13 protein-coding genes and 1 pseudogene are annotated in these 13,085 nt (G+C 50.0%); 6 read left to right on the plus strand and 8 right to left on the minus strand.

Annotation, left to right across the window (positions count from 1 at the left end; all coding sequences use genetic code 11):
• The first annotated feature begins 290 nt into the window (after positions 1–290).
• The 4 genes and pseudogenes from coaD (at position 291) to KME12_26945 (ending at position 3,811) form a co-directional block, all read left to right on the plus strand.
• Positions 291–833: a pantetheine-phosphate adenylyltransferase gene (gene coaD, locus KME12_26930; GenBank protein ID MBW4491399.1), complete on the plus strand. Its 543-nt coding sequence runs from the start codon at positions 291–293 to the stop codon at positions 831–833.
• Between the two features lie 68 nt (positions 834–901).
• A pseudogene (locus KME12_26935) lies at positions 902–1,396 on the plus strand (hypothetical protein).
• A 298-nt stretch (positions 1,397–1,694) separates the two neighbouring features.
• On the plus strand, positions 1,695–3,179 hold the full coding sequence (locus KME12_26940; protein ID MBW4491400.1) for a DUF2157 domain-containing protein: 1,485 nt from the start codon (positions 1,695–1,697) through the stop codon (positions 3,177–3,179).
• A complete protein-coding gene (locus KME12_26945; GenBank protein MBW4491401.1) occupies positions 3,176–3,811 on the plus strand; it encodes a GDYXXLXY domain-containing protein in 636 nt (211 codons plus the stop codon). The genes KME12_26940 and KME12_26945 overlap by 4 nt, the downstream gene beginning before the upstream one ends.
• A 157-nt stretch (positions 3,812–3,968) precedes the next feature.
• Here KME12_26945 and KME12_26950 read toward each other — a convergent pair whose 3' ends face one another.
• The gene (locus KME12_26950; GenBank protein ID MBW4491402.1) at positions 3,969–4,208 is read right to left on the minus strand and encodes a hypothetical protein; all 240 of its coding nucleotides are present in this window, start codon (positions 4,206–4,208) and stop codon (positions 3,969–3,971) included.
• A 142-nt stretch (positions 4,209–4,350) separates the two neighbouring features.
• Here KME12_26950 and KME12_26955 point away from each other — a divergent pair, with 142 nt between their 5' ends.
• The gene (locus tag KME12_26955; protein ID MBW4491403.1) at positions 4,351–5,070 is read left to right on the plus strand and encodes a transcriptional regulator; all 720 of its coding nucleotides are present in this window, start codon (positions 4,351–4,353) and stop codon (positions 5,068–5,070) included.
• On the opposite strand, the gene KME12_26960 is transcribed toward KME12_26955, so the two are convergent.
• The 7 genes from KME12_26960 to KME12_26990 all read right to left on the minus strand — a co-directional run bounded on the left by KME12_26960 (position 5,049) and on the right by KME12_26990 (position 12,549).
• Positions 5,049–5,885, minus strand: coding sequence for a SirB1 family protein (locus tag KME12_26960; protein ID MBW4491404.1), 837 nt, complete (start codon positions 5,883–5,885; stop codon positions 5,049–5,051). The genes KME12_26955 and KME12_26960 overlap by 22 nt on opposite strands.
• Before the next feature lie 58 nt (positions 5,886–5,943).
• Positions 5,944–6,504 carry a cyclic nucleotide-binding domain-containing protein gene (locus KME12_26965; GenBank protein ID MBW4491405.1) on the minus strand — a complete coding sequence of 187 codons (561 nt, stop codon included), beginning with the start codon at positions 6,502–6,504 and terminating at the stop codon, positions 5,944–5,946.
• 318 nt (positions 6,505–6,822) lie between these two features.
• Positions 6,823–8,370: an FAD-binding oxidoreductase gene (locus KME12_26970; protein ID MBW4491406.1), complete on the minus strand. Its 1,548-nt coding sequence runs from the start codon at positions 8,368–8,370 to the stop codon at positions 6,823–6,825.
• 80 nt (positions 8,371–8,450) lie between these two features.
• Positions 8,451–9,575: a transposase gene (locus tag KME12_26975; protein MBW4491407.1), complete on the minus strand. Its 1,125-nt coding sequence runs from the start codon at positions 9,573–9,575 to the stop codon at positions 8,451–8,453.
• 293 nt (positions 9,576–9,868) lie between these two features.
• Positions 9,869–11,011, minus strand: coding sequence for a beta-ketoacyl-ACP synthase (locus KME12_26980; GenBank protein ID MBW4491408.1), 1,143 nt, complete (start codon positions 11,009–11,011; stop codon positions 9,869–9,871).
• Between the two features lie 31 nt (positions 11,012–11,042).
• The gene (locus KME12_26985; GenBank protein ID MBW4491409.1) at positions 11,043–11,834 is read right to left on the minus strand and encodes a peptidylprolyl isomerase; all 792 of its coding nucleotides are present in this window, start codon (positions 11,832–11,834) and stop codon (positions 11,043–11,045) included.
• A 148-nt stretch (positions 11,835–11,982) separates the two neighbouring features.
• Complete coding sequence (locus tag KME12_26990) at positions 11,983–12,549, minus strand: photosystem I assembly protein Ycf4 (GenBank protein ID MBW4491410.1); 567 nt, start codon at positions 12,547–12,549, stop codon at positions 11,983–11,985.
• Positions 12,550–12,932: 383 nt separating this feature from the next.
• On the opposite strand from KME12_26990, the gene KME12_26995 reads away from it, so the two are divergent.
• Positions 12,933–13,085: photosystem II D2 protein (photosystem q(a) protein) (locus KME12_26995; GenBank protein MBW4491411.1), on the plus strand; the 153-nt coding region annotated here is incomplete at its 3' end.

A 13,085-nucleotide genomic window follows, 5' to 3' on the forward strand; every position in this document is an offset into this window, starting at 1 on the left:
ACGCCGCTGTGAATATCAAACAGGTTGGGATCTCAACCTGGGGATTAGGAGATGTCAGTCAGGCTCAGCCTGCAATCTTTGCCTGAGTCCCGAATCCCACGCGCTTTAGCCGTGGGAGTGGATCAATAATTCCTGTTCAGGAGAATGAACTATTCACAGCAATACAACAGACGAGACTAAAAAAGCTTTACTATTACTGAATCCAGTGAATTTTCTAGTCTTGGCGAAATAAGCTTTGTTGCTTTGATTGCCCCACTCCAGATTGCCAAGCCCCGTTCTTACCATCTGCTGTGATTGCCATCTACCCCGGTAGTTTCGATCCCATCACCTTTGGCCACCTCGACATTATTCAGCGAGGGGTTAGGCTTTTTGACACGGTCATTGTGGCAGTATTGCGCAATCCCAATAAAATGCCCATGTTCACCGTAGAGGAGCGGATTGAGCAAATTCGACTGGCGACTAGCCATATTCCTGGGGTCGGGGTGGATAGCTTTGATGGGCTAGCCGTGACTTATGCCCATCTCCGACAGGCTAAAGTGCTACTAAGGGGTCTCAGAGTGCTTTCCGACTTTGAAAAAGAACTCCAGATGGCCCACACAAACAAAACTCTCTCTGACCAGATTGAAACAGTTTTTCTCGCAACTTCCAACGAATACAGTTTCCTAAGTAGTAGTCTGGTGAAAGAGATTGCCAAATTTGGTGGTCCTGTCGATCATCTCGTTCCTAAACATGTTGCTCTAGATATTTACAGCCGATGTTACGCCAAGACTCATCCAGTAGCAGCCCCGACCGTGATGGATCCAATCTCCACACTGGATCATCCCAAAGCGTAGCTTCCTACGGAGATGCTGCAAGGACGGGAAGTGTGGATATTCAACGAGAGCTGAATCGGCTAGAAGAAATGATTCTAGACAGCCCTCGCATTCCGCTCAGCCGTCGCACACTTGTTGATGAAGAGCAGTTGCTCGACCAACTGGATTTGGTGCGGATCAACTTACCGACTGCTTTCCGAGATGCGGAAGAACTGCTGCGGCACAAAGATGACATTTTGCTGGAAACCGAGCAGTATGCCCAGGAACTTGTTGAGGTAGCAGAACGGCGAGCAGCTCAGATTCTAGATGAATTGGGCATTGTTCGACAAGCAGAGATGGAAGCACGACAAATCCGCCAGCACGTTCAGCAAGAATGCGAAGCCATGCAAGAACAAACAATGGCTGAAATCGACCGGATGCGTCGTCAAGCGCAGCAAGATCTAGACGAAATGCGACGAATGGCGATCGCGGAATGTGAGGATATCCAAGAAGGCGCAGATGCCTACGCCGATCGCGTCTTGGGTGATATGGAACATCAACTGAGCGAAATGGTACGCATTATTCGAAATGGTCGGCAGCAGTTACACTCCGAAACGCCTGCTCCTCGACCTCAAACCCCAAACACTTCTGCCTCAAATCGACCTACCTCGCCGTCCAACAAAAAAAATTCGTAAGATAAATTTTCTCAGCTTTGGCTCCTGTGTTGTGGAGGTCTAGAATCTGGCCTAGCAGAGCCTGCTGTTTGAGCGACCGATGGCACAGTAAAAATAAGCTTAAGACTGCGGTCATTCCGGTAAAATCGCTCGTCAGTTCTTAGTGCTTTCATCCTTCTCTTACTCAACTGCTTATGGCTGAATCAGTCAGCTTGAGCAGGAGGTTTTTATGCCTTCAGACAAATTTCGATATCAGCTACGTCAGGAAGCGGAACACTGGCGTAGGGATGGTTTAATTGATGCAATTCAGTACCAACAACTCGCCGAGCGCTATCAGTTCAACACCTTAGAAACGGCGGCTCGTAACCGCTTTACGCTTGTTTTGATTGGTCTTGGTAGCATTCTAGTTGGTTTAGCCGCCATTACCTTTGTGGCAGCCAACTGGCAAGAGTGGCCCCGATCCGTCAGGATGACCCTGTTGCTTAGTTTATTCGTGGGGGTCAATACGACTGGATTTTACCTCTGGCGGCAGCGTTACGATTCGGGTGCAGAGCGCTGGCAGCAAAGGCTAGGCCAAGGTCTACTGCTACTCGGCGCTCTAGTCTTAGGCGCAAACTTGGCGCTGATGGCTCAGATGTTTCAGGTAAACGGCCCCAGCTATGAACTCTATTTGGTGTGGGGGTTGGGCGTTATAGCGATGGCTTATAGCTTACGTCTCACTTCCTTGGGGGTTGTAGCTATCCTGCTGCTAGGGCTGGGATACTGGCAAGCGTTCTTTAATTGGAGAACGCTGGAACTAGGTAGCATTTGGCTAAGCTGGTTATTGCAATACATGCCTCTCTGTATTGGTCTGCTCACCGTTCCGCTCGCTTATTGGTGCCGCTCTCGCGTCATTTTTGTTCTAGGCGCGATCGCTTTGATCTCAGCTTTTGAAGGCAACTTAAGCTCTGGAGCTTTTGGTTATGGCCGAATGCTAATTGGCACAAATTGGGCGCTAGCGATCGCCTTTGCCCTACCTCCCGCTTTGCTCTGGGCCTACGATGATACCTTTTGGGCCGAACGAGGCCAACATCGACCCCTCAGCTTAGAGGTGCGCCGCCCCTTTCAATTTCTCGCACGTAGCTTAGCACTGCTCTTTTTGAGTGTGCTGCTGTACTGGCTCTCATTCCACTGGTTTTGGGATGGACAAGCTACTTACTACCCCACCACCACAAACCCAGCGACATTCAATGCGCTGTGGGTGAACGTAACGGTGCTCTTAGGAGTCGCCCTGCTGGAATGGTTATACTTAGCTCGCCAAGCTAGGAGCCGTTCTCCGCACCGTCCTGTAGAGCTTTCTACACCAGTAATGGCCAGTTTTATTGCCATCCTCGCTGTGCTACCGTTTTTGTCCCTAGGGGGGGAATTTATGCCAGCGATCGCCACCCTAATCGTGAATATACTGTTATTTCTCCTAGGGGGTGGGCTAATTCGAGAGGGGATTGCCTCTGGTCAACGCCGGATATTTTGGCTTGGCATGACTTTATTGAGCCTACAAATTTTGAGTCGGCTATTTGAGTACAGTACAGGCTTAGTGTTTAAGTCTTTGGTTCTCTTCTTGTGTGGCATCGGTATCATTGCCATTGGGCTTTGGTTCGAGCGCTACGTTCGTACCCTCAGCGTCCAGCCCCTGCTCTCAGCCACTCCCACCCCAACTGAGGGAGAAAATTCATGACCACTCTATCTGCTTCTAGAACTTTACCGATCTGGAGGTTTTGGCTGCCTTTGGTGTGCCAAGCCGCTTTAATTCTGGCGATTCCATCTCAAGCCCTGTACACCCAAATCACGGGCCGAACCGTCATTCTAAAAACAGTTCCCGTGGACCCTTACGATCTCTTACGCGGCTACTCAGTCACACTCAACTATGACATTTCGCAAATGAGTACCTTGCAGCGGCTTCCGGGCTGGGCCGAGTTTGAGAAACAAGCGAGGATGAATCCGGATGTAGCCAGCGGATCTTTTTATCTAGTGCTGCAAGCTCCTAAGACCGCTGATGCTAAACCACCACAGCATTGGCAAGCCATTCGCATTAGCCGCGATCGCCCCGCTAATTTAGCCGAGAATCAGGTCAGCCTCCGAGGCCAAATCAGCAATAACACGGTTCAGTACGGCTTAGAACGCTATTACATTCCTGAAGATCAGCGAGATGAGATTAACCAAAATATCAATGCAGCTCAGGCTAACCGAGCTTCGCAACCGATTGTGGTGGCAGTCAAGGTGGACGCTCAAGGCCATGCGGTACCCCTAAGCTTCTGGGTAACCTTGGGTAAAGCTTCTGCTAAACAGACATACCACTATCAGTTTTGATAGGTTTTTTTAGCAAAGGGGAAACCTAGTGAGGCAGTGCTTCACTTGGACTGACTAGAATAGGGGACTGCTGGCAGTTTGATGTTTTGGTTAGTTTAGGTAAGAGTCCGCTCCTACCCAAACTAATCCGCAAGGATGCTATTCAAGGTAATTGAGCTTAATCTTTGCGATTGAGATGGAAAGTTGCACCTAGAGCAGCACCAGCCCCTGCCAGCAAACCACTGCTCATGCCTTCTACTGTCTTTACCGCTGGATCTTGAGTTAGGCATGTATTAGTCGGCGTTTCAGATTGCAGACATCGACTACTATCTGCCCAGCTTGCGGTTCCTCCCAGAATGACGCCAACAGCGCTGCAAGCCACAATAAAGAGGATGGAGCGGTTAATTTTTATACCCATAGATAGAGGTTGAACCTGGTAGATTGATCTAGAGCTATCTCAATCTACCCATTCTAGAGGCGAATACCATCGTAGCTCCACTGAGATCTAACTTTTTTTCCTAAATCAAGCTTCAATGCCCATTGGCCTTAATCCAGAGTGTATGAAACGTGCTTCGACAACTTCTTCAGAACCAATCGAGGATAAACAAAAAGCAAAAAATCAAATCTTACATCTGCTCAAAACTCAGGGGGCGCAAACTGCCACAACCCTAGCCGAACAGTTGCAAGTTTCTCCGATGGCAGTACGCCAACATTTGCAGGTGCTGCAAGCCGAGCAGTGGGTAACTTATCAAGAAGAGCGTCGTCCATTGGGCCGTCCAGTCAAACTGTGGCAACTCACCGAGCGATCGCTGCAATTATTTCCCGACAGCCATGCTGACCTCATGACTGATTTGCTCTTGGGGGTCGAAGCCCTATTTGGCACAGCAGGTTTAGAAAAACTTCTAGCCGACCGCATTCGTCGCCAATTGCAAGCCTACGCAACCAAACTGCCAGAGACTATACCACAGGCGATCGCAGAACCAACTTGGCAAGAGTGGATCGCTCAGGTTGGCATTGCTGAACCAGTGCAACATCTGGCTCAGCTCCGCACTCAAGAAGGTTACATGGCGGAGGTGGTAAAGGCTGAAGCAGGCTGGCTGTTGATTGAGAATCACTGCCCTATCTGTGCAGCTGCCCAAACGTGCCAAAAGTTGTGTGGTTCTGAGTTAGAGATGTTTAGAACTCTTTTAGGGTCAGGGGTAGCGGTAGAGCGAGTTGAGCACATCATCCAAGGCGATCGCCGTTGTGCTTATCAAATTCAGCTTGCCTCAAGGTCTTGAGCAATCCGATCGAGCAGTTGCTGAATTGCTGCCGCATCTTCTGCATCCGGCACCTTGGCAAGGTAAGTTTTTAAGTCTCGGTAAGCTTCAGGTCCAGCACCGACATGGTAGTGCAAAATGCCGCGATCGCGCAGTTCTAGAGGGCTATCGGGAAACAGCAATAAAATTCGCTCGATCGCGGCTAAAGACTTCTGGGCCTGGTCGCGATTGAGATAAATCATTTTGAGGTTGGTCAGCATCCTGGCTAGAAACTGACGCGGACCGATCGGCTGGAGAAAGGCAGGTTGCAACTCGACTGAGCGACCATAAATTTGATTGAGGCGATTTTGGCAATCTTCGGCAAACAAAGTCTCGCCGCGATGGTAGGCATCGACATAAACTTCCATTTCCTCAACGGTGGGGCGAATCAAGAAATGTCCTGGCATGCCCACCCCTACCAAGGGGAAGTCAATTCGTTTCGCCACTTCCATGTAGACCAAGGAAAGCGTAATCGGAATACCTGTACGGCGCTCTATCACATCATTCAAAAAACTGTTGCGTGGGTCGTAGTAGTCGGCGGTGTTTCCCACAAAGCCTAAATCGTCGTAGAGATATTGATTGATAGCTTGGATCACCCGTAGGGGATAACGTGCCGCTGGTAGGCGTTTTCCCACCTCAGCAGCCATTGTATCCAAGGCTTTGAAATAAGCTTCTACATCCAAATCTGGATATTCTTCTTGGGCAATATAAAGTGCTGCTTCTGCTAAATTGATCTGCTCATCAGGTTGAGCGATCGCGCGGGAGAAAGATTGCCGTGCCCCTAGAAGATCCGTCATGAATTCTTGCCTTATTTCATGAAGTGGTCAGGTGCTTGTAACCTGCAATGAACCGCTTTTACTCAAGTGTTTGAGCGTCTATGCCTCTGAGGCGTCTCATCAGCCAGTCAAACCGGGTTCCTCCCAAAGCCAAATTATCTCGGATGTTGGGGGCCATACTATTCTCTTGGGCAGTGCGTTCTTCGGCAGATGGCTCTTTCCCAGAAACCAATCGGCTAACAGTTCCTCGTAAGCGGTCTGACAGAAAAATTGCCAAAGCTCGGTAAAACCGGGAGGCAAACCCCACATCCTGTTGGAGCTTGGTGACTAGTTCCTCTCTGGGAATAGTCATCACTAAGGAATCTACGGCTGCTGCCACCGTGGCGGAAGGAGGACGCTCATCCACAAAAGACATTTCACCCACCACTTCGCCACTAGAGAGCTGCGCGACTTCTCGGTCTCCCAAGGCTGCCACGGAAACTGTCAAAGTGCCGTCAATGACGATGTATAAAGCATCAATCAATTGGCCTTCCTGAATCAAAATTGTGCCTGCTGGTACCCGTTCTTGAGCGGAGATGGCGATCATCCAGTCGATGTCATCATCACTCAACTCTCCCAAAATAAAAAGGACTTTCTTCATGTTGTCTGTGCAAATCCGCTACAAGGGAAATCTGAAGCGTTTCCTTCAGTGTGGGTAGTCTGAATAAAATGTGCCAATATCTTGCTACTGATCTCATCTATCACCCTAGGGTGAGCCTATGCCAAATCGTGATCGACCTAGAGCGATACTTCCGAGACAACAAACTCAGCTGGTAGCCTACTAGACCATAAATGTAGTCATAAGCCCCTAAAAACAGCAGCAATTTAATGAAGTCTTCCTGACGATCGCTTCCCTAACCGGAAAAGCCCAGCAAAATTTCTTAACTGGATTGAGGTTGTAGCAATTTTTCACAAATTTCTAAGCTTCATAATCCCCTCCAGCGCCATACTGCCAAGCTTGTAGCCAGCGTTGAAAATAATATTTCTGGGTAGGAGTCCAAGTTTGGGTCCAAGGGGCGATCGCGTTGCCTAAGGGATATAAAGCGCTATAGAGGGCTAAGCCGCTGAAGTGCCGAGTCCAGTCTAAGAGAGCGGTGAAGCCCACTTGAGGCACAATTTTGGCAACTAAGCTGGGATGGGCGAGAGATGTTTTGAGTAGGGTGCGAGAGAGGGCAGAAAACCGGACAACATCCTGCAAGAAAGGCCGTAATACAGGGTCACCTAGTTGAGACATTTCTTGAAAGACATCTGCTAACAATTGATTAATTTGATTCGGGTCTACTGGCTGGTTCACCCCCACACTCATGGCCTTTTGGAATAACCAAGTGACTGAGACATTGGGTTGATAGGGCTGGAGCAGCGCTAAGGCTTTGCGATCGAGGGCGTTGCTTTCTAGAGCTTGATGAATCCCATGCGTGAGACGCTCCAAGTGGCGCACCATTGCCCCAAAGCCACCAAAGCTAAGCGGTGACTGACCACCACTACTATCTCCCACCTGCAAAATGTGAGGCCAAGCTGGTTGGAGAGGGCTGTTTTGGTAACAAGGAAAGAGGCCAAATAAAGCTCGCTGAAATTGCAGCTGAGACAAATCAACTTGTTGGTATTCAGGTAGGAGGCGAAAATATTCCTCAAACAAGGTTTCTAAGCTGAAGCGATCGGGATGGGCATCTAGGTAAGTAAAAAGGTAAGTGGTGCGGCCATCACGGGCAGGAAAGGCTTCCCAAAAATATTGACACTGGTTTTGGATCGGGGTGAATGAAACCAACAAATCCCCCGCCTCATTGTTAGGAAAACCTTGGGCACAAGTGCCAACCACTAAACAGATACCATCTGGAGTTTGGCCTTGCCGAGCTTGCTGCACAATCGGCGAAAAATGTCCCATTGCATCAATCAGCAACCTTGTCTTCAGGTCTTGCCCCGCTTTGACAGTTACTCCATTCGGATGGGCGATCGCGCCTTCAAAATCTGTGTGTTCCAGCAGCTTGCCCCCGCTCGCCAGAAAACGAGACTTGAGCGTATCGAGTAAAAAAACTGGATCAACTCCAATATTGAGGATGTCCCGCACCCAGAGGTCAGAGCCACCTAAAAAGCTAATGCGGGCAGGATTGTATTCGGTCGCGATCGCCTGCTCTAGTTCTGTTTCGGTGAGTAAACCGAGTTCTACAAAGACTTGTAGTTCTTGACGAGAAATATTCCACTCTTGCTGACGCCCCCGCAGCGCCCCTCGCTCTACCAGTGCCACTCGCCACCCTCTTTGGGCTAAAGCTGCGCCAATAAAAATCCCTAAAGTCCCCCCGCAGATCACGGCATCCCAATCCACCGACTCTAAGGCTTCCTGGCTAGGCTGAATAACTGTTGGGGTGGGAAGCTGCTGGTGGCGTAACTTGTGCCACAAATCATCAACCCGACGTAGCCCTGCTAGGGCATCTCCAGGCAAAGTAGCGAGAATTTGCTCGGTTAGGGTCATGGCAGTGAACTCAAGATTAGAGCGGGGCAATGCACATAACGTTGATCTACTCCCCGCTCTAAAGAACGGGGATTCGAGACTCAGACAGAGATTGCAAGCTGAGCCTGACTGACATCCCCTAATCCCCAGGTTGAGATCCCAACCTGTTTGATATTCACTGCGGCGTTGTCATCGCGGTCATTCACCGACTGACACGAAGGGCAACGCCACTGTCTGGTTGAGAGTTCCAGCGATTCCAAAACATGTTCACACTTTGAGCAGGTCTTAGAACTGGGAAACCAACGGTCGATATAGGCGACGTGCTTGCCCTTTTTGATGGCGACCCATTCGAGAATTTGCAGGAACTCGCGGAATCCTAGATCACTCACCTTTCGTCCCCAAAGACGCTGCATTCCCTTGAGGTTTAGTGTCTCGAAGTACAGCACATCAAATTGCTCAGTCAGCTTGTGTGCCAACTTCCAGAACCAGTCCCGTCTACGATTAGCGATATCCTCATGCCTGCGGGCCAAGTTGAGCCGAGCTTTTTCACGACCCTGAGAGCCTTTGCGTTTGCGGGAGTGGTGACGGCTAGCCTTCTGAATGGCAGCTAGCGACTGCTTGAAGAACTGGGGTGATTCAATACTGAAGCCCTCAGAGCAAGTGAGGAACGACTTCAACCCAAAATCAAAGCCCGCGATACGACTCGGCGCGACTTCTGGTTCAGGGTATTGGCCTGCGTCTACGACCACAACCATGAACAAATCACCCAAAGGAGTGCGCTTAATGGTCAGAGTCTTGACTTTGCCCTCAATCTCCCTAGAGTTCCAGTATTGATAGACCCGCTCTCCAATCTTGACGCGATTGCCACCCAAGAACTTGTAGCCCGCTTGCTTGAGGGTGAATGACTTATACTTTTTGACCTTCTTAAATCCGGGCGGTCTAACTCCTTGTTTGTGGTGCTTAAAAAACAGTTGATATGCTTTCTCAATGCGTTGGCAGACATCCTGCACCGCTTGAGAGCCAACCCACTGCCAGAACGCTTTACGCTTCCGTAGCTTGGCAATATGAGATTGAAGTTTGGCACAACTCAAATGCTTACCCCACATCCGGTAGTAGCGTTTGTGGAGAGCAATGCAGTGGTTGTATATCACTCCAGCAGCATTAATCGTCCGCTTGAGATAGCGGTTGCGCTTGTGCTGATAGAGCTTGAACTTCAGTGTCTTCATAAGTTCTATGATAGCTTATTAGTATAGGCATTGCATAGACATCAAATGAAAGAGACGCTCAATATCAGGGTTGAAGAGACAAGGCTTCAGAAACTACGGCAGGTGGCAAAAGTGAGAAAGAAAACCATGACACAGTTGGTTGAGGACTGGATTGATCGGCTACCCAATCCCCCGAAGGAGGACACTGCCGAATAAATTCGGCTATTCGCTGATATCCCCCGGTTGAAACACGGGGGCTTTACGCATCACTCTCGTAAGACCTAAATGGGTCGATTTGACATCACCCGTAAAATTTACCGACCAAACGCAACAACCGCATTTTGACCACCAAACCCAAAACTAAAACACAGCGCGTGTTGGAGGGGGCGATCGCTCGCTTCTGTTACATAACCCAAATCAAATTCTGGTTCTTGTAGCCCAACGCAAGGCGGCAAAACTTGATGTCGGAGAGCCATGAGACAAAATGCAGCCCCTAAAGCTCCCGAAACTCCTAGCGTATGGCCTGTAGCTCCTTTGGTGGAACTCACTGGGACGCCTAAGGGAAATAACTGCTGAATCAAGCTAGCTTCATGGCGATCGTTGAGCTGGGTAGCTGTACCGTGAGCATGGATATAGTCAATCGCTTCGGGCCTTAAGTGGCTGCGATCGAGGCATTGCTGAACCGCCACGATCGCAGCTCGGCTGCTTGGGTCAGGGGCACTCATATGGTAGCCGTCAGCCGTTAAGCCAAAACCTAAAATGCGGCCATAAACCAGAGCCGATCGCTGTTGTGCTAACTCCGCCGACTCCAGCACCAAGACAGCGGCCCCCTCCCCTAACACCAAGCCTTCCCGACGGCGATCGAAAGGATAAGCCCCTGTTGCGGCCAAAGCTCCCATTTGTTGAAAACCAGCCAGCGTCAGGGGCGTAATTGGAGACTCCACAGCTCCCGCAATCACTCGCTGACATTGCCCAGCTCGTATTAACTCAAATCCCTGCGCGATCGCCCATATCCCAGTTGCACAAGCCGCCATTGGGGCGAGTACAGGCCCAGAGCTACCAATTTGCCGAGCTGCCGCGATCGCCACCTGACCCGGTAACGTTTCCAGCCAAGGGAGAGCGATCGGATCGCTCGGTAAGGGCTGCGCCAGTAGGCGGTGCCGCGCTTGTAGCTCCCATTGGCTTTGATAACTGCGACTTGACCCAATCACGACCCCAGATTCCCTCAAAGGCGGCGCTAGACCTGCATCTTGCAAAGCTGCGGCCACTACCTGCTGAGTTAAGTCATTAAGCACCACTGGGTGCTTGCCCAACATAGCCAGAGGACGTGGTTCTAATTCTGGAAAGGGCTGTCGTAGCAAAATCCTTGATTGGTTTGCCAGGAGTTGCTGCCAACTCGCCTGCAAGGTGTCACCCAACGCAGACACCAAGCCCATACCTGTCACCACTACATCCACTGTGCCTGCTACCTAGCTCACCAAAAGCGATTTATTGGGGAGAAGGGGAGGGGCTAGGAGTTGATGCTGCGCCACCCTGCTTCAAGTTTTCAGCGCCTTTAATGACTTTGGCAGACTCAATGCGATCGCCTTGCTGGATCTTATCCACCACATCCATGCCCTGAGTCACATAACCAAAAACGGCGTAATCGCGATCCAAGAATTGCTGATCTGCCAAAGCGATATAGAACTGGGAAGAAGCAGAGTCGGGAATAGACGCCCTAGCCATCGCCACAGCCCCACGGGTGTGCTTGAGCTGAGGTGGAGCAGCAATGCCAGCAGTATCGAGGGTTTTGCCATAAACCGGGGAAGCACTTCCCTCAGGCTTAATCTCTAAAGGAATATTGCGAGGTTGGCCTGTCGCAGGGTCTACAAAGCCCCCTGTCCCTAGCTGTTCTAAAGGAAAATTAGGGTCTTTACTTTGCGGGTCACCTGCTTGAGCAACAAAGGGTTGTGGTTCTCGGATAACTCGATGAAAGACTAGACCGTCGTAAACCCCTTGCTGCACCAAGTCAACAAAGTTTCCAGCAGTAATGGGAGCATTAGTCCCATCTACTTCCATCGTGATCGGCTTGCCTTTGACGATCAGTTCTACTGTCGCTTTGCCCTCTAAACGAGGGAGGTTAGCAGGCTGAGGGCTGGCAACTGGGGTCGTCGTTGCCGTAGGAGTAGTTTCAGCAGATGAACCGTCAGAGGGTGAGGGGGATGTTTCTTGGGGTGAACATCCTCCTGTTACCAAAGCACTAATCACTAAAAGTGACACTAACCAACGCCGCATCTGCATGTTCAATTACCTACTCAACCGGAGCCACTTATCATCTCATGCGACGATCCCTTCTCTCAACAGAGGTGGCAACCCCTCCAAATGTCTGATGGAATACCAAATCTTAATCAAGAGCAGGGATGGTTGCGATGAAAGCCGAAGCAAATCACTACAGCCCTTCTAAGGGCACATTCAAGAAGCGAGCCAACTCAGCGCCTTGATTCTCAAGCTCAGCTAATGGCAAAGGTTCACCCACCCGTGTCAGCGGGATGTCATTACGGCCCTTGAGCTTTAGAAAAAGAGCACGACGGGGGTTGAGTCCTTCTCTGAGATCAACTCGCACCGATTGGACATCCGAGATGGGACAGTTAATCTCAATGCGGCGGTTCTTTCCGGGGAAGCCCCAACGAAAGATTTTCACGGTACCTGTGTCTCGATTGAATTCGTTATAACCTGCCCCTACATCCGCAATGATGACGAGCCACAGGTAGGATGCGAGTAGCAAAGCTGCCACTCCATAGAAACTCATGGCCAATCCTTGAGGAACAAAAACGAGCTGTGTGGGATCGGACACGGGCAGGAGATTGACTTTGAGATAACTAGAGAGACCAGACAAAGCAAATCCAGTGCCACCAATCGAGACAACGGTGGCCCACCAGTAATTACTGAAACGACGAGATCCTAGAATCGGTTGACGTAGGACGAGATTACCTTTGGAAGCAGCTTGTGCAGTCATGCGACTCGCTCAATATAAATTCGCAAAAATTAAAAAAGTGGAACTCCACACTGGAATTATCTAATCCCACCACCCTATAGTATGAGTTAAGCGGTCTAAGAGCCAAAGATTGCTGAGAGAGTACGTGTCAGATTGTAAAAATCCTGATATTTTCTATCATATAGAAACGTTAACTCCTATCTCAGGATCGTATGTCGGTTGCCTAGACAGGGTAAGCGAGAACTAATATGGCTAAGGCTCAACCTCAGCCAGCATATTGGCCGACGTTAAACTGCAAACTCGCAACTTGCTCAATGCCAGGTAGAAACTTCTCTAACCTTGGATAATGAGAAGAGTGTCACTGAGGCAAAAAACTTTTTGCTGCAATAGTAAGAGGATTTGAAATGACCATAGCAATGGGACGCGCGCAGGCAGAGCGGGGGTGGTTCGACGCCCTCGACGACTGGCTCAAACGCGATCGCTTCGTCTTCGTCGGCTGGTCCGGGATTCTCCTGTTCCCCTGCGCCTTCTTGGCAATTGGCGGCTGGATGACCGGA

Origin of the sequence: Trichocoleus desertorum ATA4-8-CV12, from assembly GCA_019358975.1 — a bacterium.
Lineage (GTDB): Bacteria > Cyanobacteriota > Cyanobacteriia > FACHB-46 > FACHB-46 > Trichocoleus > Trichocoleus desertorum_A.

What these genes read in the sequence shown, in the direction of transcription:
- KME12_26945 (MBW4491401.1), top strand. Translation starts at nt 3,176, where the DNA reads ATGACCACTCTATCTGCTTCTAGAACTTTACCGATCTGGAGGTTTTGG.
- KME12_26940 (MBW4491400.1), top strand. Translation starts at nt 1,695, where the DNA reads ATGCCTTCAGACAAATTTCGATATCAGCTACGTCAGGAAGCGGAACAC.
- KME12_26985 (MBW4491409.1), bottom strand. Translation starts at nt 11,834, where the DNA reads ATGCAGATGCGGCGTTGGTTAGTGTCACTTTTAGTGATTAGTGCTTTG.
- KME12_26950 (MBW4491402.1), bottom strand. Translation starts at nt 4,208, where the DNA reads ATGGGTATAAAAATTAACCGCTCCATCCTCTTTATTGTGGCTTGCAGC.
- KME12_26970 (MBW4491406.1), bottom strand. Translation starts at nt 8,370, where the DNA reads ATGACCCTAACCGAGCAAATTCTCGCTACTTTGCCTGGAGATGCCCTA.
- KME12_26965 (MBW4491405.1), bottom strand. Translation starts at nt 6,504, where the DNA reads ATGAAGAAAGTCCTTTTTATTTTGGGAGAGTTGAGTGATGATGACATC.
- KME12_26960 (MBW4491404.1), bottom strand. Translation starts at nt 5,885, where the DNA reads ATGACGGATCTTCTAGGGGCACGGCAATCTTTCTCCCGCGCGATCGCT.
- KME12_26990 (MBW4491410.1), bottom strand. Translation starts at nt 12,549, where the DNA reads ATGACTGCACAAGCTGCTTCCAAAGGTAATCTCGTCCTACGTCAACCG.
- KME12_26955 (MBW4491403.1), top strand. Translation starts at nt 4,351, where the DNA reads ATGAAACGTGCTTCGACAACTTCTTCAGAACCAATCGAGGATAAACAA.
- KME12_26975 (MBW4491407.1), bottom strand. Translation starts at nt 9,575, where the DNA reads ATGAAGACACTGAAGTTCAAGCTCTATCAGCACAAGCGCAACCGCTAT.